A 24,341-nucleotide genomic window follows, 5' to 3' on the forward strand; every position below is an offset into this window, starting at 1 on the left:
TGTGGGGAATATGGAAAATAAAGGTGTAGAGCTAGCGATCAATGCAAAAGCTATAGACACCGACGACCTTGCATTAGATTTCGGATTTAATTTCACGTACAACAATAGTAAAGTTACGAATCTAACGGACGTTTCCGATCCTGATTATATGATTGAAACAGGCGGGATTTCTGGCAGTACAGGAAATAATATTCAGGCCCACATTATCAATCGGGCACCTAATAGTTTCCGTGTCCACAAACAGGTATACAACGAAGAAGGTCTACCTATTGAGGGTGTATACGAGGATTTGAATAAGGACGGTATAATCAACGACAACGACCGTTATTTTTACAAATCTCCTGTACCGGATTATATGCTGGGCTTCACAACACAGGTTCGCTATAAAAAATGGTCATTATCGACGGTGTTACGCGCGAACATTGGAAATTACATCTACGATAATATTTCATCCAACTTTGGTAGCCAATACAATGTGCTAGACCCCAACGGTCCGATTAACAATGCACCAGTATCCTTTTTAGATACTAAATTCTTACAAAAACAGTATACGAGTGACTATTACATTCATAATGCTTCATTTTTAAAGATGGATAACTTGTCGTTGAGTTATGCGGCTGGTAGCATATTCCCAAATGGAATCGGTCAGCTTACTGTATCAGCGAACGTTCAAAACGTGTTCACCGTATCCAAATACAAAGGAGTTGATCCGGAGATAAGTAACGGAATTGACAATCGCTTCTATCCAAGACCACGGACATTCGTTCTTGGACTAAATCTAGGTTTTTAATATTTAAAGAAAAAAGAAATGAAACGGAACATATTTGCAGCAATTATTTTAGCTATAGCTTGTAGTTGTAGCCAAGACCTGAATTTAACGCCAACTAATGATATTACAGCCGACGTGGCCTACAGCACGCCGGAAGGATATAAGAAGGCATTGGCGAAAGTGTATGGAAGTTTTGCAGTAACAAGTGGGAAAGGCCCTGGCGATAGTGATCTTGGTGGGATTGATGCGGGCACTTCGGACTTTTTACGTTTGTATTGGAACGCTCAGGAGCTCGCTAGTGATGAAGGTATTTGCACATGGCTGGGTGATCCAGGGGTAGCGGATCTGAATTACATGACATGGAATTCCAGTCACATTATGCTACGCGGGCTATATACGCGTAGTTTATACCATATAACCGTAATCAATGAGTTTCTGCGCGAGAGCACCGATGAGAAATTAGCGGCGCGGGGTATTACCGGAAACGATGCCGAGCAAGTTGCAGAATACCGTGCGGAAGCCCGGTTCTTACGCGCTTATCAATATTGGGTGCTGATGGATCTTTTTGGAAACCCTCCCTTTATTACCGAAGACAATGAGATTGGAAAAACGCCTCCTAATCAAATTATGAGGAAGGACTTATTTACTTTCGTAGAAAGTGAGTTAAAGGATGTAGAAAACGTACTTCCTGAGGCCCGACAAAATGAATACGCAAGAGCAGATAAAGGGGCTGCGTGGGCGCTTCTGTCCCGTCTGTATCTAAACGCAGAGGTTTATACTGGGGAGGCCAAATATACTGAAGCAATAGCTTACGCAAGCAAAGTTATCGATGCTGGATATAGCTTAAAGGCAAACTACGCACATTTATTTACTGCAGATAATAATATCAATAATCCTGAAATGATTATGCCCATTGCATATGACGGTCAACAAACACAAAATAACGGAGGTACTACTTTTCTTATAAACTCTTCTGTACATTCATCAATGACCCCTTCGGATTTTGGTATACCTAGTGGTGGTTGGGGAGGAAATAGAAGCCGCGCAACTCTTCCTGCTGTTTTTGATGACGCATCGGGAGCGACAGACAAAAGGGCGATGTTCTTTGGGAGTAATCCAAACATCGAAGATCCCTCTGTTTTTACGGAAGGGTTAGCCATCACAAAATTCACAAATTTAACTTCCACGGGCGAAAACGGGCGATCCGTAAACGGAACATTTTGCTCAACAGATTTTCCACTATTTCGCTTGGCAGAACAATACCTAAACTATGCAGAGGCGGTAGTAAGAGGCGGAACTGGAGGTTCAAATACACAAGCGTTAACTTATCTAAATTTGCTCCGAGAGAGAGCATACGGAAACAGTTCTGGAAACTTGTCATCCTTATCCCTCGATGGCGTTCTAGAAGAACGTAGCAAAGAATTGTATTGGGAAGCATTTCGTAGAACGGATCTTATTCGTTTTGGCAAATATACAAGTGGAAGTTATTTGTGGCCTTTCAAAGGAGGCATAGCTATGGGTAAAGCGGTAGAAGACTATAGAACGCTATTTCCTTTACCAGCAGCCGACCTGATTTCAAATCCTAATCTAGTACAAAACACTGGATACTAACACCAATTAAATTGAAAATTATGAAACTTATAGGTATTAATATTATGGCGGCCGTCCTGATTCTTATCATAGGGGGGTGCCAAAAGGACGAAACAAAGCTTATTGCTTCCCCTGTTAGCGCGGCAGTACTTAACGCATCTGAATCCTCCGTCGTCCTCGCCAAAGAACAAGAGGATGAACAGGCAATATCTTTTCATTGGACACCAGCAGATTTTGGATATTCTGCAGCGGTTACCAACGTGCTCCAAATAGCACCTAAAGGTGTCAATTTCCTGGGAGCCAAAGAAGTTACCCTCGCAGCGGGTGCTAGCGAAATTAATTATACGACCCTCGAACTTAATGGAGTATTACTCGCTCTTGAGCTTCCAGTGAACACCCAGAGCGAGCTTGAAGTACGCGTAAAATCCACTATTGCGCCCGCTGTGGCAGCACAATATTCGAATGTATTAGCTTTAAATGCCACTCCATATGCTGCCATAAGTTACTTATATGTACCCGGCGCATACCAAGGATGGATGCCAGAAACAGCCGAAAGCCTAATCTCGCCTACAAGCAATGGTATATATACAGGAATTATTCAGTTTCCTGAGGTAGGTTCTATGTTCAAAATTACTCTAGAAAGAAACTGGGATAATTCCTATGGTGAGACTCAAAACGGTGTTTTGGCTCTAAACGGTGGATCAGATATTAAAGCAGCCTTGGCGGGGAATGTCGAAGTAACAGTAAATACCAATGCACTTTCAATAACCTATAAGCTTCATACTTGGGGACTAATTGGTGATGCTACTGCGGGTGGCTGGGCGACAGATTCTCCGATGAAATACGATAATACTACGCAGACATGGAAGGCGACCGTTGACTTGAAGAAAGGAAACTTTAAATTTCGTAAGAATAATGATTGGGGAACTAGTTACGGGGTTACCGATGGTATTTTAACACTGGGGGGTGGCGATATAGCAATTGCCGAGGCAGGAACCTACAATATTACCCTTGACGTAACAAATGAAAAATATACGCTCGTTAAAAATTAATTACAAATGGAAATTAACAAGAAATTTATCGGTATAATTTTATCCCTATTTACATTCGTATGTACAGATTCTACTCAGGCACAGACCGTACAGCGCGTAGAACCCCTTAACTGGTGGGTCGATATGAAAAACCCGGAACTACAGGTGATCCTGTACGGTCAAAATATCGGTGGATGCCAGGTAAAGATTGATGCACAGGGTGTACAATTAAAGGGTAGTACAAGTGTTGAGAATCCGAATTACCTATTTTTAGATCTACAAATAGCTGCAAACCGCGAGGCAGGAAGCTTTCCTATAATCTTGTACCGTGGTAACCAGAAAGTGGCAACGATAAACTATGAGCTAAAAGCTAGAAATACAGGGATAAAAGCGCAAGGTGTTAATGCTTCGGATTTTATTTACCTACTAATGCCTGATCGATTTGCTAACGGCGATACGTCCAATGACATTATTCAGGGACTCTCAGAGACTGCATTAAACAGAGATTCTATGTATTACCGTCATGGTGGTGATCTCAAAGGAGTGATCAGTAAACTCAATTATTTGCAAGATTTAGGGGTTACAGCGTTATGGATGACACCAGTGTTAACCAATGATATGCCGCAAGCATCGTACCATGGATACGCTAATACAGAGAACTATCAGATCGACCCGCGCTTCGGAAATCTTGAAACCTATCAACAGCTGGCAAAAGAACTTCATAAAAGGGAAATGAAGCTCGTGCACGATGTCGTTCCGAATCATGTAGGGTTAAACCATTGGACTGTCCTGGACAAACCCTTCGCCGACTGGGTACATGTCTGGCCTGAATTTACGCAAACCACCTATAAGGATCAGACAATATTTGATCCTTACGGCACAAACCAAGATAAAGAATTGATGGAGAAGGGTTGGTTTGTATCCACTATGCCTGATATGAATCAGCAGAACGAATTGGTTGCAAAATATATCACCCAAAGTCATATCTGGTGGATCGAGCAAATTGGCATTGACGGTTTTCGAATTGATACGTATCCTTACAATGACCTTAAATTTATGGCCGCTTGGACCGATGCTATACGAACGGAATTTCCCAATTTTAGCTTCTTTGGTGAAACGTGGGTGCAATCTTCAGCCAGTCAAGCTTTTTACCTGGGTGGCCAAAAAGTAAATCAACAGGTCGATACAAAACTAGAGGGTGTGACCGATTTTCAACTAAATTATGCAATTGGAGATGCACTAAATAAAGAGAACGGTGGCGCAGACCGTTTATATTCAACTTTGGGATTTGATTTTCTATACCCAAAACCACTAGCAAATGTAATATTTTTAGACAATCATGATAAAGATCGGTTTTTCTCCGTGGTAGGCGAAGATATAGAAAAATATAAATCGGCAATGAGTTGGCTTCTTACATCCAGGGGTATACCCCAAATATACTACGGAGCAGAAATTTTAATGAAAAACTTTAGCGCTCCTGATGGTAAAGTTCGTGACGATTTCAAAGGAGGATTTCCCAATGATAAAATAAACAAGTTTGCCAGCCAGGGCCGCAGTACGCAAGAGAACGAGATGTTCAATCATATACGCAACCTAGCACAATATCGTAAATCCAATCCTGTTCTTCAAACGGGCAAAACGAAACATTATGTACCGCAACAAGATGTTTACGTCTATTTCCGATACACTGACGACGCGAAAGTGATGGTCCTGATGAACTGCAGTACTCAGGAAAGGGAGGTTCATCTTAATCGCTTTTCCAAAATGATTGGGCAATCAACCGGGATGCGTAATATTCAAGAGAAAAACACTCAAAAGATTCCAAATTCTATATCTATTAAACCTAAGCAAACATTGGTATTTGAGCTAAAATAACTATGAGTACTACATCTTTAATTAAACAGGCAGACGCAGTAATTTTTGATTTAGATGGTGTTCTTGTTGACACCGCAGTATTTCATTTTAAGGCATGGCAAAGACTAGCCAAAAGCTTTGGATTTAATTTTACTACCGCTGATAACGAACAGCTTAAAGGGATTAGCCGAATGGACTCTTTAGACCTCATTATTAATTGGGCGAAACTCCAGCCGACATCACTAGAGCGACTTGCATACGCAGAGCAAAAAAATATCTGGTATTTAGAACTCGTAGAACAAATGACAAAAGGAGAGGTGCTGCCCGGGTGTATCGAGCTATTGGATTATCTACGGCGATCCGGTAAGAAGGTCGCACTTGGTTCGGCCAGTAAAAATGCAAAACTAATCTTGAACAAAACAGGCATTATCGACTACTTCGATGCGATCGTTGATGGAAATGCAGTCACGCACTCCAAACCTGATCCCGAGGTTTTTCTACTTGGTGCAAGACAGCTTGGAGTCGTTCCAGAGAAATGTTTAGTTTTTGAAGATGCACAGGCAGGAATTCAAGCAGCAAAAAGTGCGGGTATGAATGTAATCGCGGTGGATAGAGAGCGAACGCTTACCTCGTATGACGCGCGGTTAGACGAGTTAACAGAAATAGAATACAGCTAGACGACAAATGAAAAACAATATAAAATTGGATCCTTGGCATATCATTGAAGAGGAATTTCCCGGCGCACATAACGAGTTATCGGAAAGTATATTTTCGATTGGAAATGGGAGGATGGGACAACGCGCTAATTTTGAAGAGGGGTTTTCCGGAAATACACTTCAAGGTTCCTACATTGCCGGTGTATATTACCCCGATAAAACGCGGGTCGGATGGTGGAAAAATGGATATCCAGAGTACTTTGCGAAAGTCATCAACTCTATTCACTGGATTGGGTTAGATATCGTTGTCAATGGACAGCAACTAGATCTAGAAAATTGTCATATAAAAAAATTCTCTCGTCGGTTAGATATGCAAAAAGGTGTATTACACCGCTCATTTGTTGCACAAATGCCGAATGGAATAGAGATTCAGGTTAATGCAATTCGTCTATTTCACATGTTTAAAACACAGACAGCGTCTTTGCAATATAACCTTACAGTCCTTAACAGCAATATTGATATACAAGTTTCTTCAATCCTTAACGGAGACGTAGCGAACAGAGACAGCAATTATGATGAAAAATTTTGGATAGAACTTGATCGATCTTTAGAACCCGATATGCGGCTTCGAATGGAGACCAAAAAGACAAATTTTCAAGTGGAGACACTATTACACACCAGCTTTTTCATCGATAATGAACCCCTGAGTAAAATTAAAAAGCAGGAAAGCCGCCATCTACTTCAGCATGTGTATGAGGGTGTCCTAAATAAGGACGCCACATTAACTATCGAAAAACGTGTAGCAATTTTAGCAACGACCAATAATCCACAGTCTATACTCCATGAAACTGCTTATCAAGAATTGGAGAGCATAAAAGCTCTCTCGTTTGAGATGCTACTAAGCCAACAGGCCGACGCGTGGCAAAAAATTTGGTCAGAAAGTGACATCCAGATAAAAGGAGACGTGGGGGCCCAACAGGCGATACGTTTTAACATCTTCCATTTGATGCAAACCTACACCGGAGAAGATCCGCGATTAAATATTGGTCCTAAAGGGTTTACTGGAGAAAAATACGGTGGCGTGACTTATTGGGATACAGAAGCATACTGTCTTCCTTTTTATATGGCAACACAAGATAGTGAAGTAGCGAAAAATTTGTTACTATACCGTTACCAACACCTTCAAAAGGCAATTGAGAATGGTAAGAAGTTAGGATTTAAGGGAGGTGCAGCATTATATCCGATGGTAACAATAAACGGAGAGGAGTGCCATAATGAATGGGAAATAACTTTCGAAGAGATTCATAGAAACGGCGCAATCGCTTTTGCGATCTACAACTATGTCCGTTATACTGGTGACACCAATTATTTAGCCTCGCACGGTTTAGAGGTTCTTATAGCTATCTCGCGTTTCTGGTCCCAGCGCGTAAACTGGAGTAGGGATAGGAATAACTACGTGATGCTTGGTGTGACTGGTCCGAACGAATACGAGAATAATGTCAACAACAATTGGTATACCAATACCATGGCTACCTGGTGCATGGAATATACGCTTGAGGTCCTTGCATTGCTACAGCGTGAATACAACGCGGAATATCTATCGGTATTGAGCAAAGTACAGTTTGAAAATCAAGAATCAAAACAATGGCGGCACATCATTGATAATATGTACTATCCTGAAGATACCGATCGAGGGATCTTCTTGCAACAGGACGGTTTTTTGGACAAAGATCTTTCGCCAGTATCGACCATTGATGAACAGCAACGACCTTTAAATCAGCATTGGAGCTGGGATCGTATTTTGCGTTCGTGTTATATTAAACAGGCCGATGTACTGCAGGGGCTTTATTTTTTGGAAGATAGATATACGACTGATACAATCCGTTCTAATTTTGAATTCTATGAACCACTAACGGTACATGAAAGCTCCTTATCTCCCTGCGTACATGCTATCTTAGCCGCTAGACTCGGAAAGCACGAAGAAGCCTATGCATTCTACCTACGTACCGCTAGACTGGACCTTGACAATTATAATAACGATACCGAAGACGGGTTACATATTACCTCAATGGCTGGAACCTGGCTTTCTATCGTGGAAGGTTTCGCAGGTATGCGTGTCAAAGATGGTATTTTACATTTCAATACTTTTATTCCTAAGCAATGGGAAAGCTATAGCTTCAATGTTCAATTTAGAGGCTCGAAACTTAGGATCCGCATCACGCAGTATGATTTTCAGGTAACTAGTAATTCAGATCAGCGAATTAATCTTATATTTAATGGTAAGCCTCTTGTAGTTGAACCATTGTTAACACGATAAATTATCCATGTTAAAAAACATCGAAAAGCCGATATTAACGACGTCCCAAATCATAAATATGAGTATGGGATTCTTAGGAATTCAAATGGGGTTTGCATTGCAAAATAGTAATGCCTCACGCATATTACAGATATTTGGCGCAGACGTAGAGCATCTTTCTCTATTCTGGCTGGCTGCGCCGATAACAGGGATGCTCGTGCAGCCGATTGTTGGTCACTATAGTGATAGAACATGGACGAGATTGGGGCGGCGGCGGCCATTTTTTTTAGTCGGAGCAGTTCTAACGGCTATCGCTTTGACGTTTATGCCCAATATCGCTTTATTTACGACATTATTACCCCCCTTGCTAGTAGGAGCGGGCATGTTAATGATTATGGATGCCTCCATAAATATCACCATGGAACCATTCCGTGCGCTGATAGGTGATAATTTGCCCAGTTCGCAACGCAGTTTAGGATTTTCAGTTCAAACGGTGCTTATCGGTATCGGAGCAGTTATAGGGTCTGCATTGCCTTATTTATTCGGGAAATATTTTGAGATCTCGACCCACAGCGGAACAGGAATCGTTCCCCAAAATGTCTTGTACTCGTTCTATTTCGGAGCAATTATACTTTTAATTTCTGTTCTATGGACCGTCTTCACCACGAAGGAATATAAGCCCAGCGAATTAGAAGCTTTCGAGCGAGCGAGTACAGAGCAGGCATCCGTAGAAAAGAAAAGTGGATTACTTACTATTATAGAGGATTTTAAAAAGATGCCTGCTACCATGCGTAAGCTGGGGTGGGTACAATTCTTTTCTTGGTTCGCTTTGTTTATGATGTGGGTATATATGACGCCGGCTGTTGCAGACCACGTTTTTTATAAACAACAGGGCGACAGGGATCAATTGTATTCACAAGCTGCCGACTGGGTAGGGATACTGTTTGGTGTCTACAATGGGATATCTGCTGTTTACGCTATTTTTCTTCCCCGTTTGGTTCACCAATGGGGAAGGGTCAAATGCCATAGTTTTGCACTTTTGGTTGGGGGCATTTCTTTGTTATCCCTGTTTCTTATTGATTCTCCAACACTATTGATTTTACCTATGATCGGTATCGGTATTGCTTGGGGAAGCATATTGACAATGCCTTATGCTATTCTCAGCGATAGTCTTCCTGGGTCAAAAATGGGGGTTTATATGGGGATATTTAATTTCTTTATAACCTTCCCACAAATTGTATGCGGTTTTTTTGGCGGGCTTATTATTAAAACATTTTTCAATAATGTAGCCATTTACGGGATAATGCTTGGCGGATTATTTATGTTATTAGGGGCGATCGCTATGCGCCGGATTCCAGAGAAGTAGAGGTCAGTACAAAGGAACGAGCGCTGAAATAGAATATCTCTTCAGCGCTCGATTTTATTAAAGCTTGTCGCCTTTATTCAGAAAGACAAACTGTCCATCAAAAACATCGAGCTCAATTATAGAATCGCCGGATATCTTTCCGGAAAGTATCTCTTTAGAAAGTTCGTTGAGAATTCTTTTTTGTATAACTCGTTTTAGAGGTCTAGCTCCATATATAGGATCGTAGCCCAATTGACTCAACCAGTCCAGGGCTTCATCAGATGCTGTAATGATAATGTCCTGTTCTGCAAGCTGCGCTTGTACCTTTGAAAACTGCATACGTACGATGTCGCCGATCTCAGAACGACTTAATGGTGTAAACATAATCACCTCATCAATTCGATTTAAGAACTCTGGGCGAATCGATTTCTGCAATAAAGAAAACACTTCGTCTTTAGTTTTTGCTACAATCCCCTCGCGATTATCTTCATTTAATTCTGAAAAATTCTCCTGTATCAGATGAGAACCAGTATTTGAAGTCATGATAATGATCGTATTTTTGAAATTGACGACTCGTCCTTTATTATCTGTTAAATGCCCGTCATCTAATACCTGTAAGAGAATATTAAATACGTCAGGATGTGCTTTCTCTATCTCATCAAGTAAAACAACTGTGTAAGGCCGACGCCGTACGGCTTCGGTAAGTTGCCCACCTTCGTCATAACCAACATATCCCGGAGGCGCACCGATCAGGCGAGAAACCGCATGACGCTCTTGATACTCTGACATATCAATACGAACCATCGCTTGTTCATCATCAAAAAGGTATTCTGCAAGCGCTTTAGCAAGTTCGGTCTTACCAACTCCAGTGGTTCCTAAAAAGATGAACGATCCGATGGGGCGTTTAGCATCACTAAGTCCAGCACGTGATCTACGTATTGCATCTGATATTGCCTCGATAGCCTCGTCTTGTCCTGCCACACGTTTGTGTAATTCTGTTTCTAGGGAAAGTAATTTATCACGCTCGGACTGAATCATTTTGTTTACCGGAATCCCCGTCCAGCGCGAAACAACATCTGCGATGTCCTCGGAGGTGACTTCTTCTTTCAACATACGACTCGTCTGTTGTTTCTGAGCAAGCTCCGATTTGAGCGTTTCGACTTTTTCTTGTGCCTCTTTGATCTTCCCATACCGTAATTCAGCGACTTTACCATAATCGCCGGACCGCTCCGCTTGATCGGCCTCGAGCTTATAATCTTCAATGTTTTGTATCTCTTGGTTGACTTGATCGACTAATTCTTTCTCGGACTGCCAAGCAGCTTTTAACGAATCTCGTTCGTTGGATAAATTCGCAATCGTCTCTGATAGTTCAGATACTTTTCTATGGTCATTTTCTCGCTTGATAGCTTCACGTTCAATTTCAAGCTGCATAATACGCCTGTCAAGTTCGTCGACCGCTTGCGGAACGGAGTCCATCTCTAAACGCAGTTTCGATGCTGCCTCGTCAATTAAGTCGATTGCTTTATCGGGCAAGAATCTATCGGTAATGTATCGTTCCGAAAGCTCGACCGCCGCAATGATTGATTCATCTAGAATACGTACTTTATGATGTGTTTCGTACCGTTCTTTTAATCCGCGGAGAATCGAAATAGCATCTTGGGTATTAGGCTCATCGACCATTACTTTTTGAAAACGGCGCTCCAACGCTTTATCTTTCTCAAAATACTTCTGGTATTCGTTCAGCGTTGTTGCACCGATAGCACGAAGCTCACCTCGAGCTAGTGCTGGTTTAAGGATATTAGCAGCATCCATTGCTCCTTCGCCACCGCCTGCACCAACAAGCGTATGTATCTCGTCAATAAAAAGGATGATCTCCCCGTCACTGTCGGAAACCTCTTTTACAACTGCCTTCAAACGTTCCTCGAACTCGCCTTTGTATTTCGCTCCGGCAATAAGAGCCCCCATATCTAACGAGAATACCGTTTTGTTTTTTAAATTTTCCGGCGCATCACCTTTTATTATTCGATGCGCGATACCCTCGGCAATGGCTGTCTTACCAACCCCTGGTTCGCCTACAAGTATAGGATTGTTTTTGGTACGTCTAGAGAGAATCTGCATCACGCGTCGTATTTCCTCGTCACGACCAATCACCGGATCCAGTTTACCCGAAGCAGCATAATCGTTCAAGTTACGCGCATACTTAGCTAATGCATTAAAAGTAGCCTCGGCATTTTGATCCGTTACACGATTATTACCACGAAGCTCTTTTATTGCTAATTTAAGGTCTTTCTCGTTTACTCCTTGGTTCTTTAATAACGTGGCCGTCTTATCTCCAGAGGCTAACAGCCCTAACAATATATGCTCTATCGAAACAAACTCATCGTTGAATTCTTTTAGATAACTCTGTGCTTTTTGCAATACCGTGGACGAAGCATTTGCAAAGTATAATTGACTTCCTGTAACTTTCGGTAGGGATTCAACAGTTTGTTCGACCTCGGTGGTTAACTGGGGTATGTTGACGTTTAGTTTTTTTAATAGATGCCCGATAACGTTTTCATCGACTGTTAACAAGGCTTTTAATATATGCGCAGGTTCAATCGCCTGCTGTTGATTGCCGGTAGCAATCTCTGAAGCCTTCTGTATAGCTTCTTGTGCTTTGATTGTATAATTATTGAAATTCATATTTGATTTTTTTAATTCTGTTTACCCTTCAGCTCTGTTAAAACAAATTGAATGCCTTTTTGATTTACCTAAAATCAATAAGTCGTTTTGACAGAAAGTTTTGAATTATTCTGCCATTATGTCTTGATAGTTTATTTTTTTAATTTGATTTTCAGCATTTTGGCGTTGAATAGTCTGTTTTTAAACAAAACTATTTGCAAAATACGACCAGACTTTAGATATTTGCATCATCGAAAATGTAAACATTTTTGAAAAAAGCCTCCTTAGCTCAGCTGGTAGAGCAACTGACTTGTAATCAGTAGGTCATTGGTTCGATCCCGATAGGAGGCTCAAAAAAGGAAAAGCAGTTGTTGATTATCAAGCTGCTTTTCTTTATCCCGAATCAATTCCAGTCAATAATTAGTTCAGATTTTCCGGTCTAGTATTTTTTATGCTTCTAATTGTCTTTGAAGCGAATACCAGCGCTTGGATGATAATTGCGATGATAATTAGAATCGCTAGTTCTAAATAGGAGAACAAGTTTGAGAAATAGGTCATATTCAGCACTTCGTCTAATTTATTTTTCCCTTCTTTTACTTGGATTGAAGATAAGCTTTGCAACGTGTCTCCAGCTGCACGTGCCGTTACCAAAAGGGTGGTTCGGTCACCACTCATACTGTTTTCTGCTATGTTCTGACACAGTTTTTTGAAACGCTCAAAATTAACTCGTTCCATTTCCGTAAGCCTCGTTTTTTCATATAATGCGTTTAACCGTTGCACTTCGGAAAGATAATCGTCTATTGCAGCAGGGACATCTGGATTTCCCTGCTCTATATCGGAAATCATACGGTCAAGTTGCGTGGACAATTGGAGAATATATTGCGCAACCACAAGTCTATCTTCATAGAGAGAAGTGACAGCCGTACTTATTCGTGCTGCTGCGCGCTGCTCACGCATATTGGTTAACATGACTAGAACAATTACAGCGAATAATAGTGCCGCAGCTGTCATCTTTTGTTTAATAGCAAATGTCCACATATCCCTCAATTTATCGGTTTATAATCTAGACAATTTAAAGAAAAAAATCATATAATTTGTGTATCGGCGAAAAATGAAGCATTATCAGATGGACTTGGTATAAATATTTAGGCGAGCCTTAAAAATTCACTTCTAAACAAATCTTACACTTGGAGATCCACTTGTTGAATTGGAGCATCACGTTTTGAAGAAACACAAAAAATGATGCTTACCACTTATTTATCATTCTTTTGAAATTACATGCAGCAGTAGCAAGCATAATATTAATATTGTCACCAGCAATCTCCTTATAGAAGTTTCTTCCCAATTGAATATACCGGAGCATGTTGACCCCTCTCTGCTATGTTTTTTGTTTATTAGCGATCATCCATTAAAACGATCCCATTGTTCGACCGCGCTCTCATCGGAAACATTGCGAATATGCTTCATAATCAATAAACTCACCATCAATCGGATCGGTTTGACAGGACATCCATTATCCAAACAATACATGGGGCTGACTGCAATCTCAAAGAGCCTCCAGTCAACACGGTTATTCAAAATATATAGAGAATACCTAGCGCTCAAGGTATCTTCTAAGGAGAAGAAGAAACTGGATTGATTTGATATCTTTTTCTTCGCTTGCATACGGTTCAATTTACAAGGTTTATACCCTATAAAGTACAGAATCTGGTAGATGAAAATAGAAAAATAAGGAATAATTTTCTGATTAATAGATTTTTAGTGCTCGACTATTTAGTGACATTAAAACCAGTGTTGGAATTAGCCTACCCTGTAAGGGAGTAGATTTTAGGCTGTGGAACACAGGAACGGAGTCAAAATAGTACGTAGCTATTCCGAAGTGCATAGGTCCCAAAAAGTAATGTTTAAAGCAAAAAAGATCTATTCATGATGAATAGATCCTTTTTTACAATATTACTTTTTAATAATTCCTCCTTTTTAGTCCAACAATTCTTTATACCGTATCAATGCTTCAACATAATAGTAATCGGCATAGGTCAGGGGAACATCCACCTCGGAATTAGCTGTTAAATGACCAACCGAGTGTTCGAGGATGAATCCTCCATTTGCACCGGGTTTAGCTTTGTAGCTTGATGAACTGAGACTCTTTATCATTTGTTCAGCGGCAACAAGGTACCGTTTTTTTTGCGCGGGATCGCCGTATGCCTGCAATTCTAACAGAGCCGAAGCGATTATTGCGCCGGCCGATGCGTCGCGTTTCGCATTTGGAATAGTAGAGGCATCAAAGTCCCAGTATGGAATCTTGTCGTCAGGTAGGTTTGGATGATTCAGTATGAAATCCGCAATATGGATCGCCTGCCTTAAATAGGCCGAATCTTTCGTGTCTCGGAACATCATCGTAAAGCCGTATAGACCCCATGCCTGACCTCGTGCCCAAGCTGTTTCATCACCCTCACCTTGAGCAGTTTGCTTATGACGCACTGCGCCCGAGACGGTATCATAGTCAATAACGTGATACGAGCTGTAATCATCTCTGAAATGGTTTTTCATAGTCGTGTTCGCATGTTTTTTTGCGACCTCGCCGAACTTGTTGTCACCACTTTCCCGGGTAGCCCAATTTAAAAACTCCAAGTTCATCATATTATCAATTATCACGGGAAATTGCCATTTTTCACCATTATGGTCCCATGAACGAATTGATTGTACTGTTGGATTGTATCGTGTTAGTAAAGACTCAGCACCCGTAAGCATTATTTCTTTATAATGTGGATTTTCCGATAACCTATTCGCATTTCCAAAGCTACAATACAACATAAAGCCCAGATCATGTGTATGTGTATTGTCTTTTTCTTTCTCGAGTAATACCAATTTTTCTTGTGCCTCTGTTAGTAACTCCTTGTCTGACGAATACGAATAGAGGTAGAGTAATGTACCTGGATAGAATCCTGAGGTCCACCAACTCGTCTTACTTGTCTCTAACGAGTCACTGTCTTTATAATACGATTTGGGCACTAACGAGTCATTTAAGTTTTCTGCAAGTAACTTGTATTGACTAACCGCGTCGTGAAGCTGTGAATCTATAAATTCACTTTTTAAAGTTAAATGCTCAGCATACTTGGTCGTCATGTTATTACAAGCGACCGCAGTCAGTAGTATAACAATATTAAAGACGTATATTTCAATTTTTTTCATAATCAAATGTATTAAAATCCGGGGTTTTGTGGTAAAAGATTTGCGTTGCGTCCGATTTCCTCTTGTGGAATGGGCAACAAAGTGTGATATTCTTGTACATTCGGATGACTTTCATAGCCATCTGATTGTTTAAATGCGTCCGATACTATCTTCCAACGTTTCAAATCATACCATCGCTTCCATTCAAAAGCAAGTTCTAGCCGACGTTCCTCCCGAACCGCATCTCTAAAATCTTGTTGCGAGATTCCCGTTTGAAGATCGGTGGGGTACGTTTGGGGACCTTGCGGAGTTTTTCGGGCACGCCCACGCACTTCATTGATGTACTTGTACGCGTCCGCGGTGGGGCCTCCATTGGCTTCGTTGATAGCCTCGGCGGCAATCAACAACACTTCGGCATAGCGGAAGATGACGTGTTTAATATCTGAATTGGAGCCCTCAGAAGAAGCATTGGATCCTGGGTATAAACACCACTTAGCTGTATGAATTCTAGGCCACCGCCATTGTTGATATGGAGTCATAATCCCTTTGATCGGTGTTTCGGTCAAGAAACTAACTTTCTTTCGATAATCTAGGTCAGAGAAACTCGTATACATCCCCTCCGAAGGAACCAGCACACTCCATCCGAGCATATCTGCATCACGTACACCGGTCATCGGCGCGGTATAGTCAACATTGGAACTATTTTCACCGGAAATTGTTCCAGCAAAATCAACCACCCATACATGCTCGGCCTGGTATCCTAAATCCGCGTTCCAAAGCTTTTGATAATCGTCTACCAATGCATAATTGTACTTGGAGGATTGATTGATAACTGTCTGCGCTTGTGTCGCAGCATCTGTCCATCGTTCGAGAATCATATATACGGAGGCTAATAATGTATGCGCTGAGCCTTTTGTAGGTCGGGCTCGAACGTCATTAGGTTGCATCTCTGGAAGTTTTTCAATAGCGAAATTACAGTCGTCAATTATGTGTTCATAGACTTCCGCCGCCGGTGTTTTGCTAATATCAGTCACCGTCGATGGATCCGCGACATATTTGCCAATGTAGGGGATGTCGCCGAAGAGCTGAACGAGATGGTAATAATTCAACGCACGGAGTAGCCGCGCTTCGGCAATCAATGCCGATTTATTCTGCTCATCCATCTCCACGTTTGGGATACCATCGATTGCCGCATTTGCAGCACCGATGCCTAGATAAGCCGTTTTCCAAATGGCCAGCACATCTTGATTACTCGCATCATGCGTGAACCCATTGATTTGAATTCTGCTGGACTGCGTGCCGATGTCCGCGATGTCGATATCATCTCCAAGCAATTGTAAAACCATCGTTAACCGGCGACCGTAGTAATCTGCATTGGCCAGCAAGCTATAAATCCCCATAACGGCCGCTTCAGCGTCGGCGGCAGTTTTAAAATACTGGTCCGGAACTAGGATGCTCACTGGGCTTTCATCCAGATCTGTACAAGATACACCCGAAAAAAGAAACGTATAAAGGAGCAAATATTTGTATAATTTTTTAGTCTTCATTTGATTTGATTTAAAATTTGGCATTAAAACCTATAGTGACCGACTTAATATTAGGATACCCCATGTAATCGAGGCCTATATTACGGTTGGAATCACTGAAACTAACTTCTGGATCAAAACCAGTATAGTTTGTCCACGTCCATATATTCTGGACGCTCGCAAAAAAGCGGAGATTATTGATGCCGATTCGTTCCATAGATTCCGTGGGAACGGAAAAGCCTATAGCGATATTTTTCAATCGCAAATAGGAACCGTCCTCCACCCAGCGTGAGGATACTTCCGGATTATGCGAGGCACTCGCACGGGGTACATCGGTATTCGTGTTTCTTGGTGTCCAACGATTTAAAGCGTCTTTGGTTGCGTTGCCTTTGCCTGCCATCCAATCGAGCTCCATCCGAGTAATATTGAGCATATCATTCCCATAGGAACCCGTCATGAAGATATTCAAATCAAAATTTTTGTATCTAAAATCATTGTTAAATCCAAATGTGAAGTCAGGGTTTGGATTTCCAATTACAGTTCGATCATCTGCGTTGACAGTACCATCAGGACCTGATACTAAATTATTTTCGTCGTTACGACCGTAAATATCGGCATACTTTACATCGCCCAGAACCTTTTTAGGCTGTGCGCTAAAATCGTCGTCCTTCTGATAAATCCCATCAAATTTCCAACCGAAGAATGCTCCTACAACATCGCCTTCGCGGAGAATCTGGGATTCGGTCGAAAGCATATGTCCTGGAATCGAGTTATACCGTATCTCACCCCCGGGAAGTTGTAATATCTTATTCCTATTGAATGTGATATTAAAAGCGGAATTCCATTTAAATTCTTTATCGAAATTAACCGTTTGCAAAGCAAATTCCCAGCCCTTATTCTCCACGCTACCGATATTTTGTAGCGAGCTTGTAAAACCCGAATACAATGGCAACGGAACAGAGTAGAGCAGATCGACGGTTTTCTTATAATAATAATCGATGGTCAGGTTGATACGGTTTTCTAACACACCAACGTCAATCCCCGCGTCAGTCTGTTTCGTGGTTTCCCAAGTCAAATTAGGGTTGGCGACGTTCGTTGGACGTACCGCATTGACCGGATTTCCTTCAATAGTTGAAAGAGTAGGTGAGTAGCGTGCTAGTGATTGATACGAACCAATTTCGGAGTTCCCTGTTTCTCCATAGCTGGTTCTGAATTTTAAGTTACTAATTGTCGTGAGATCTTCCATAAACGGTTCTTGCGATATATTCCATGCAAAAGCACCCGAGGGAAAGAAGGCCCATTTGTTGTTTTCTCCGAATCGTGAGGATCCGTCATACCGCCCTGTAACGGTGAACAAATAGCGGCTTTTGAAATTATAGTTTATCCGTCCGTAAAAGGACGACATTACCCAGTCTTCCATGTTCGATGCGGCATTTTGGTAATTCGAGCCGGCGCCTAAATTCCAATACGAGAATCCATCCGATATGAAATTTCTGTTGTTTGACTGCCAAGTTTCATTCCGCGAACTCTGGTAAGAATATCCGACCATCAGGTTTAGGTTATGCTTTTCATTGAATTCTTTTTCATAGGTGAAAAAGTTTTCACTAATTAAGTTTGTGTTCTTGTGCGCCCCAATTGAACCCACACCGTTATTATTTCGTCCTTCCACCAGTTTCTGTGACACGTAGTTTCCAATCCGTTGATTACTAATTTGAACACCGAGGGTACTACGGAATTTAAGTTCCGGTAATAATCCCAATTCCAGATAGCCGTTTCCCTGAAACAAGTCGGTTACAACCTGATTATCGCGTTCCCGTGCAGCCGCAACCGGATTATCATGCGGATCTCCAACAGCTTTAAGCGTATAATTTCCATCTTCATCGAATATCCCTTGGATCGGATCAAATCTCAATGCTCCGGAAATAACACCAGCACCGGATGTCCCACTGCTAGTTTCCTGAGTCCGTACACCATCTAATATATTGCGGTTGAACATTAACCGGGTCCCAATTTTAAGCCTATCGGATACATCCATATCAATATTGGATGTTCCGGAGAACCGCCTATAATTTGATTCAATGACGGTTCCTTTTTGTCCGTAATGATTTAGGGATGTATAATAACGGACATTCTCACTGCCACCCGAAATAGAGAGCTGGTTGCTCAGTAAGTTGCCCGTGCGGAATATTTCCTCTTGCCAATCGGTACCTTCACCATAACTTTCGGGGTTCGGATAGGGCACGCTCGAATTACCACTATTCACATAGGTATCATTGATATACGCCGCAAACTCCGATGCATTTAATAAGTTCAGACGTTTTCCAACTTTTTGGGTACCATAAGAGTTCGTAAACTCAATGGTCGGTTTTCCAATTTTACCCTTTTTTGTGGTGATCATGATAACCCCATTCGCGCCACGTGAACCGTATATGGCGGTCGCGGACGCATCTTTTAGCACTTCTACGGATTGTACATCCTCAGGAGCAGGAGGGGTGCTGCCCGGAAATCCGTCCACTACGTATAACGGATCGGAGCTCGCATTAATGGATGTACCGCCGCGTATACGGACGCGTGGTGCCTTTCCCGGCTCACCGTTGATACTCGAAACGGCCACTCCCGGAGCTCGTCCTTGCAGCGCTTGCTGTGTGCCAGCAAGCGGAAAGGCATTAATTTCACTAGTATTCACCGATGCCACCGATCCGGTTAAATCGCTTTTACGCTGGGTACCATAACCGACGACAACTATCTCGTCAATATCGGCATTGGCTCGCGCGAGTTTAATGTCTATAGTTCTTCGCCCTCGCAATGGAACAGACTGTGAACGATAGCCGACCATGGAAATAAGTAGTGTTGCGTTTGCGTTGGTAACAGGCAACGAAAAACGTCCATTTTGATCTGTTGTAGTTCCTTTACCTGGTTCACCTTTGATCACGACAGTTACACCCTGCATTAATCCGGATGTATCCGCGACTGTTCCGACAACAGTAATCTGGATTTCTTGTACCGTCGCTGCTCTTATGGTTTCACTCGCAGCCATGTTCGGTTTATCTTTTACGATGATTGTCTTTTTCGCTATTGTATATTCCACGGGCTGATCAGCGAAGCATCGTTGCAACACTTCCTCGAAGGGGGCGTCATGTACAGTTAACGAAACCGGCTTTGTCTGTTTTAGCATGGTCGGGCTGTATAGTACATGGAGCCCACCTTTCGTGGCGATCTTGTTCAGGGCCACTTCGAAAGAAGTATTTTGTAGCGAGAGTGAGATCCGCTGCGCATACGTTTTACCTTGCGCGCCAATGGTCCCAATTAGCATAAGAAATACGGTTAGCTTCATGATTTTTGAGGTTGCTAGGTGCACGACAAGGCACAATATCCTTGAAGACACATCATAATTTTTGTACATTTGCTGTGTTAAGTTGAATGTTATTAACTCATTTATTTAATTGATTTTAGCTTGATTTCCGAGAGCGCTGCAATCGCTCTCGGTTCATTCTATTAGGTTTACTTAATTTAAAACATAAATCCTCCTTCCTTTGGTTTCAAATGACACCATGCCGGTTAGGGCAAGCATATTCAAAACTTCATCGACTTGTTCTAACCGAGATATGTTGCCAGAAAAAACTTGGTCCGATACCTCTCCTTTGTATATAACCTCGACGTCATACCAGCGTTCGATTTTTCGTAAGATGCTTTGAAGATTTTCTGCATCGAAGACAAACTGGTCACGTTGCCAGGCCAGCACGTTTCCATCGACAAACTTATCCGTTACCATCCGAGAATTCTGTTTGTTATACGTTGCCCGTTGCCCGGGGACTAAAAGGAACTCTTCTTGGCCCGATTTTATCGTCACCTTTCCTTCCAGCAGCGATGTTTGAATAGACTGCTCGTTATCGTATGCATTCACGTTAAATTTAGTTCCAAGGACAGTAATTTGTTGATCGCCTGCATCGACGATAAACGGTTTGTTTTTATCTTTTGCAACTTGAAAATAGACCTCACCTGTGATTTTCACTGTTCTATTATCTTGGGAAAATGTAGTAGGAAAACGGATGGAGGAAGCGGCGTTTAACCACACTTTACTCCCGTCTGGCAGGTCGATCTGGTATTCTCCTCCTCGGGGTGTTTCAATCGTATGGTATTTCACAATGGCATCTCTCCTAGTCCCTTGATAGGCTAGTTGACCACGTTTAGTTTTTGAGCCGACCACTTGACCATTGACAACTAGTTCACCTACATTTAGTTCTTCTAAATCCATTTGCGTCCCATCTTCGAGCGTTAAAGTGGCCCGGAAGCCACCAGCTTGAATCTGCTCGGACGTGGAATCTATGTACGAATCGTTTTTGATGAAAGGATCGCTCGTTCGAAAACGAATGAGTAAACCCAAGGTAATGCATACGATGGCGGCTGCGGCAATTTTGTAAATCATTTGTTGCCGCTGAATTCCCCCTTTACGTGTTCGTATATGATTCTGAATTGTAGATTTAAGGGTATTCTTAACGGTCTCTTGGGGGCCCATCAAACCCTTATCCCAATCTCCATCACGGAGCAGGAAATCGTCGGGATAAGACTCGAGCAATTCAATTTCTTGTTTCGAACAAAGCCCTTGCTCGTATTTTTCGTACAATTCAATATACGCCTGTTTGGTTAACATAAAATGTTTATTAGGTCTACATTGATATAGAGACATTTTTTGTACACGACACACATACTTAATTGTATTTTTTTTAACTTGCATATGTTATCTTGATATTTCCTAGATAGATTGAGGTGTTAACCAGTTGTAAATCAATGTATACCGACTAGAAACTGTTATGTTTTCAAACAAAAGACACTTGCACACCGCATCGTCCGAAGCTGACGAACAGTTATGGGTGGCTATAGCTATCGAGAGTTGTTCAACGTCTTTTGGAATTTTGTTTGATCGGTATTGGTCGATGATATTCACAACTGCATTCTCCTATACGAAGGACAGGCAGCTAAGCGAAACAATTACGCACGATATATTTGTGAATCTATGGGACAAACGGTGTAAACTTCAAATCAACTCATTCCCCACATACCTGCGTATGGCAGCGCGCTATCACGTTTATAAGGATTTGAAATCAAGGAAAAAAAGATCAATACAATTCGTGGACCAATGGGAAATAGGTTCCGAACCGCACGCAGCGGAAACTGCGGATGCCAATCTAGGATATCAGGATACTATATTGTCGATTCATAGTGCATTGTCCATTTTACCAGCGCGATGTCAGCAGATATTTCGCATGAGCCGTTTTGAACAGCTTAGTAATGATGAAATTGCCCACGAGCTTGGCATATCCAAGCGATCGGTAGAAAATCAAATAACAAGAGCACTACACTTCTTACGTGAAAAGATGAAACCGATAATTAGCATCCTACTATTACTTAGTCTTTTAAGCTAATTCCTTGCGGGAGTATAGCAGTCCGACTCACGTTAAATAACGGGGTTCTTCGTGGATAAGAAGGAATTAAGTGCTTTGTTTCGCTTATTTAAGCAGCATTGCTTCTTGATGATAAACAATTTGTTTAGCTGTTGGAAGACCATTTTTAATTAAGGCTATATGGTGCGGGTGGGGTACAGTCAACTTATAATTACGCTTGCCTACTTCTATAAAAAACAGTGCGCCATGCTCCTTGCCCTGCTCGTCGATTAATAATATAAATTTGCTAATCGGTTGATTTAGCATTTTATTTTCGACTAAAGATTTTAATAGCTTTTCCATATTTTAGAATGTCCCCGGGTCGTTACCCTCTTGAAGAACTAAGGTTGCTGTATTAGTGTGAGTACGTAATTTATTGCTCATACTGGTCGAAAAAATACGTTCGAGAAAATTCCTATTTCGTTTTACAACACACAATAGATCCACTCGGTTTTCCTCAATATATTTATTTAACGTGAATTCCACGGATTGATCCATTTCCAAAAACACAAACTCAAGATTGCTTTGTGGATACAATTTTGTCCATTTTTCTGCCAAACCGATCGTATCTAAATTCGATTGTTTGTGTACATGAATACATTTTACGCGTACTCGGAACTTTTCAGCCATTATTACAATTTGTTTAAGGGCCGCTTCATCTTCGTCACGAAATAACGTCGTAAAAAGTATTTCTTCAATACCGCGATATTTTGCTTCCAATGGAACGGACAATACAGGTATCTTCACCCCACGGATTACACCGAGCGTGTTGGATCCAAAGATCTTGTTCATGATTCCGCTGGCACGATTCGTACCAAGTACGATTAATTGGATGTTTTCCTTATTTATCACCGTAAGTACGTTGGACACAACGGTACCTTCTTCAAACAAGTAACGTATCGGCACCCCGTTCAGTCCATTGTCGTCCGCTAGGCGGTTTAAGATTATCGAATATTTCTTGAAATTTTCAAATTGATGCAGTTCATGGGTTTGGTATATTTCTGGAACCATCTCCGGTTGACCTGCGTGCGATGAGGATAGGACGGGCTGCATGTACGTATTGAGTACATATAGCTCGGCCTCGAGTTCTTTCGCTAGATTTAAAGCGTACAAAAAAGCATTGTTCGCCGCATCGGAAAAATCCGTTGGAAATAAAATCTTTCTCATATTGCTGTCAATTAATATAAGCAAATTACGATTTTTTTTTGGTCCAGACAATGCGTTAGAATAGTTTGAATTATTTTTCATCCCTCTGTAGCGAAAATAGGATTAACTCCGTTTCAACCTGCAAAAAGACAATGGTTATGGTTGGAATATAATTGGTGGTTCAGGTAACATAAATTATTTTGCTAAATTGGCGTATCAGAACAGACGATTATAGGTGAATATTGTTCAGCAACATTGGAGGAAAAAGAAACCATTGGCTTTACGTGAGGCATTGGCTGACTGTGTTTTGAATAAAACAGAACGCTCGAAGTCTTTTCTCTATAAAAAGTATTATGGTTATGTCATGGCAGTAGTCGGGCGTTACGTGGCGATGGAGATGGAGGCACAAGAAGCAGCCAATGAAAGCTTTGTGAAAGCATTTCGGAAGCTTGAAACTTTCCAAATGCACGAAGACGATGATATTTTAGACCGTACGTTTCGTTCCTGGCTTGCGCGGATCGCCGTAAATACATCAATAGATTTGTTACGCGCAAAAAAAACAACATATACTTATGACGAGGTCTCGGAAGAGAATTTACTTTCACATTCGGTGATGATAAATGATCAATTAGCAGTCGATGATATTATGAAACTATTGCAACGACTGCCGGATATTCAGCGAGCGATATTCAATTTGTTTGAAATTGAAGGATTCACTCATGAAGAAATTGGTAAAAAGCTTGATATCCCGGAGAGTACCTCTAGAACGTACCTGACTAGAGCGAAGCATAAGTTGCGCAAATTATACGTAGAAGAATTTAGTGTTTCACATAACATGCATTCTTAATTGCAGTT

The 24,341-nt window shown here is 41.5% G+C and carries 17 protein-coding genes, 1 tRNA gene and 1 pseudogene; 10 read left to right on the forward strand and 9 right to left on the reverse strand.

All coding sequences use genetic code 11. From position 1 onward, the window contains the following. The 7 genes and pseudogenes from FM107_RS19505 to FM107_RS07985 all read left to right on the forward strand — a co-directional run. A pseudogene (locus FM107_RS19505) lies at positions 1–790 on the forward strand (SusC/RagA family protein); the annotation flags it as partial. 18 nt (positions 791–808) lie between these two features. Then, positions 809–2,380, forward strand: a complete 1,572-nt coding sequence (locus tag FM107_RS07960) for a RagB/SusD family nutrient uptake outer membrane protein (RefSeq protein WP_086947994.1) — start codon at positions 809–811, stop codon at positions 2,378–2,380. A gap of 20 nt (positions 2,381–2,400) precedes the next feature. Continuing rightward, a complete protein-coding gene (locus tag FM107_RS07965) occupies positions 2,401–3,411 on the forward strand; it encodes a SusE domain-containing protein (protein ID WP_086947995.1) in 1,011 nt (336 codons plus the stop codon). Positions 3,412–3,417: 6 nt separating this feature from the next. Then, on the forward strand, positions 3,418–5,265 hold the full coding sequence (locus tag FM107_RS07970; RefSeq protein WP_086947996.1) for a glycoside hydrolase family 13 protein: 1,848 nt from the start codon (positions 3,418–3,420) through the stop codon (positions 5,263–5,265). 2 nt (positions 5,266–5,267) lie between these two features. Next, positions 5,268–5,921: a beta-phosphoglucomutase gene (pgmB, locus tag FM107_RS07975; protein WP_218778937.1), complete on the forward strand. Its 654-nt coding sequence runs from the start codon at positions 5,268–5,270 to the stop codon at positions 5,919–5,921. Positions 5,922–5,928: 7 nt separating this feature from the next. Continuing rightward, positions 5,929–8,217 carry a family 65 glycosyl hydrolase domain-containing protein gene (locus tag FM107_RS07980; protein ID WP_086947997.1) on the forward strand — a complete coding sequence of 763 codons (2,289 nt, stop codon included), beginning with the start codon at positions 5,929–5,931 and terminating at the stop codon, positions 8,215–8,217. 7 nt (positions 8,218–8,224) lie between these two features. Further along, the gene (locus FM107_RS07985) at positions 8,225–9,562 is read left to right on the forward strand and encodes an MFS transporter (protein ID WP_218778938.1); all 1,338 of its coding nucleotides are present in this window, start codon (positions 8,225–8,227) and stop codon (positions 9,560–9,562) included. Positions 9,563–9,619: 57 nt separating this feature from the next. Here the strand turns inward: FM107_RS07985 and clpB are convergent, their stop codons facing one another. Then, positions 9,620–12,223 carry an ATP-dependent chaperone ClpB gene (clpB, locus tag FM107_RS07990; RefSeq protein WP_086947998.1) on the reverse strand — a complete coding sequence of 868 codons (2,604 nt, stop codon included), beginning with the start codon at positions 12,221–12,223 and terminating at the stop codon, positions 9,620–9,622. 257 nt (positions 12,224–12,480) lie between these two features. On the opposite strand from clpB, the gene FM107_RS07995 reads away from it, so the two are divergent. Continuing rightward, a tRNA-Thr gene (locus tag FM107_RS07995) sits at positions 12,481–12,553 on the forward strand. 69 nt (positions 12,554–12,622) lie between these two features. On the opposite strand, the gene FM107_RS08000 is transcribed toward FM107_RS07995, so the two are convergent. The 6 genes from FM107_RS08000 to FM107_RS08025 form a co-directional block, all read right to left on the reverse strand. After that, the gene (locus FM107_RS08000; RefSeq protein WP_086947999.1) at positions 12,623–13,240 is read right to left on the reverse strand and encodes an MCP four helix bundle domain-containing protein; all 618 of its coding nucleotides are present in this window, start codon (positions 13,238–13,240) and stop codon (positions 12,623–12,625) included. A gap of 363 nt (positions 13,241–13,603) precedes the next feature. After that, positions 13,604–13,867, reverse strand: coding sequence for a hypothetical protein (locus FM107_RS08005; RefSeq protein WP_179204432.1), 264 nt, complete (start codon positions 13,865–13,867; stop codon positions 13,604–13,606). 312 nt (positions 13,868–14,179) lie between these two features. After that, complete coding sequence (locus tag FM107_RS08010; RefSeq protein WP_086948000.1) at positions 14,180–15,394, reverse strand: glycoside hydrolase family 88 protein; 1,215 nt, start codon at positions 15,392–15,394, stop codon at positions 14,180–14,182. A gap of 11 nt (positions 15,395–15,405) precedes the next feature. Continuing rightward, positions 15,406–16,920 (reverse strand): RagB/SusD family nutrient uptake outer membrane protein, encoded by a 1,515-nt coding sequence (locus tag FM107_RS08015; RefSeq protein WP_086948170.1) that lies wholly within the window; start codon positions 16,918–16,920, stop codon positions 15,406–15,408. 10 nt (positions 16,921–16,930) lie between these two features. Further along, on the reverse strand, positions 16,931–20,233 hold the full coding sequence (locus FM107_RS08020) for a TonB-dependent receptor (RefSeq protein WP_256959421.1): 3,303 nt from the start codon (positions 20,231–20,233) through the stop codon (positions 16,931–16,933). Between the two features lie 171 nt (positions 20,234–20,404). After that, on the reverse strand, positions 20,405–21,550 hold the full coding sequence (locus FM107_RS08025) for a FecR family protein (RefSeq protein WP_179204433.1): 1,146 nt from the start codon (positions 21,548–21,550) through the stop codon (positions 20,405–20,407). A 160-nt stretch (positions 21,551–21,710) separates the two neighbouring features. Between FM107_RS08025 and FM107_RS08030 the strand changes: the two genes are divergently transcribed. Continuing rightward, entirely contained in the window at positions 21,711–22,322 is a 612-nt protein-coding gene (locus tag FM107_RS08030) for an RNA polymerase sigma factor (protein WP_086948003.1), read from the forward strand. A gap of 84 nt (positions 22,323–22,406) precedes the next feature. Here FM107_RS08030 and FM107_RS08035 read toward each other — a convergent pair whose 3' ends face one another. After that, on the reverse strand, positions 22,407–22,643 hold the full coding sequence (locus FM107_RS08035; RefSeq protein WP_086948004.1) for a hypothetical protein: 237 nt from the start codon (positions 22,641–22,643) through the stop codon (positions 22,407–22,409). Between the two features lie 3 nt (positions 22,644–22,646). Next, positions 22,647–23,507: a universal stress protein gene (locus tag FM107_RS08040; protein WP_179204434.1), complete on the reverse strand. Its 861-nt coding sequence runs from the start codon at positions 23,505–23,507 to the stop codon at positions 22,647–22,649. Between the two features lie 286 nt (positions 23,508–23,793). Here FM107_RS08040 and FM107_RS08045 point away from each other — a divergent pair, with 286 nt between their 5' ends. Beyond that, positions 23,794–24,333, forward strand: coding sequence for an RNA polymerase sigma factor (locus FM107_RS08045; RefSeq protein WP_256959422.1), 540 nt, complete (start codon positions 23,794–23,796; stop codon positions 24,331–24,333). Positions 24,334–24,341: the final 8 nt, after the last annotated feature.

Origin of the sequence: Sphingobacterium sp. JB170, assembly GCF_900163865.1 — a bacterium.
Lineage (GTDB): Bacteria > Bacteroidota > Bacteroidia > Sphingobacteriales > Sphingobacteriaceae > Sphingobacterium.

Coding starts and splice junctions, on each gene's coding strand:
- FM107_RS08035 (WP_086948004.1), bottom strand. CDS start 22,643: ATGGAAAAGCTATTAAAATCTTTAGTCGAAAATAAAATGCTAAATCAA.
- FM107_RS08000 (WP_086947999.1), bottom strand. CDS start 13,240: ATGTGGACATTTGCTATTAAACAAAAGATGACAGCTGCGGCACTATTA.
- FM107_RS07970 (WP_086947996.1), top strand. CDS start 3,418: ATGGAAATTAACAAGAAATTTATCGGTATAATTTTATCCCTATTTACA.
- FM107_RS08025 (WP_179204433.1), bottom strand. CDS start 21,550: ATGTTAACCAAACAGGCGTATATTGAATTGTACGAAAAATACGAGCAA.
- FM107_RS07965 (WP_086947995.1), top strand. CDS start 2,401: ATGAAACTTATAGGTATTAATATTATGGCGGCCGTCCTGATTCTTATC.
- FM107_RS08005 (WP_179204432.1), bottom strand. CDS start 13,867: ATGCAAGCGAAGAAAAAGATATCAAATCAATCCAGTTTCTTCTTCTCC.
- FM107_RS08030 (WP_086948003.1), top strand. CDS start 21,711: ATGTTTTCAAACAAAAGACACTTGCACACCGCATCGTCCGAAGCTGAC.
- pgmB (WP_218778937.1), top strand. CDS start 5,268: ATGAGTACTACATCTTTAATTAAACAGGCAGACGCAGTAATTTTTGAT.
- FM107_RS08015 (WP_086948170.1), bottom strand. CDS start 16,920: ATGAAGACTAAAAAATTATACAAATATTTGCTCCTTTATACGTTTCTT.
- FM107_RS07980 (WP_086947997.1), top strand. CDS start 5,929: ATGAAAAACAATATAAAATTGGATCCTTGGCATATCATTGAAGAGGAA.
- FM107_RS08010 (WP_086948000.1), bottom strand. CDS start 15,394: ATGAAAAAAATTGAAATATACGTCTTTAATATTGTTATACTACTGACT.
- FM107_RS08020 (WP_256959421.1), bottom strand. CDS start 20,233: ATGAAGCTAACCGTATTTCTTATGCTAATTGGGACCATTGGCGCGCAA.
- clpB (WP_086947998.1), bottom strand. CDS start 12,223: ATGAATTTCAATAATTATACAATCAAAGCACAAGAAGCTATACAGAAG.
- FM107_RS07960 (WP_086947994.1), top strand. CDS start 809: ATGAAACGGAACATATTTGCAGCAATTATTTTAGCTATAGCTTGTAGT.
- FM107_RS08040 (WP_179204434.1), bottom strand. CDS start 23,507: ATGAGAAAGATTTTATTTCCAACGGATTTTTCCGATGCGGCGAACAAT.
- FM107_RS07985 (WP_218778938.1), top strand. CDS start 8,225: ATGTTAAAAAACATCGAAAAGCCGATATTAACGACGTCCCAAATCATA.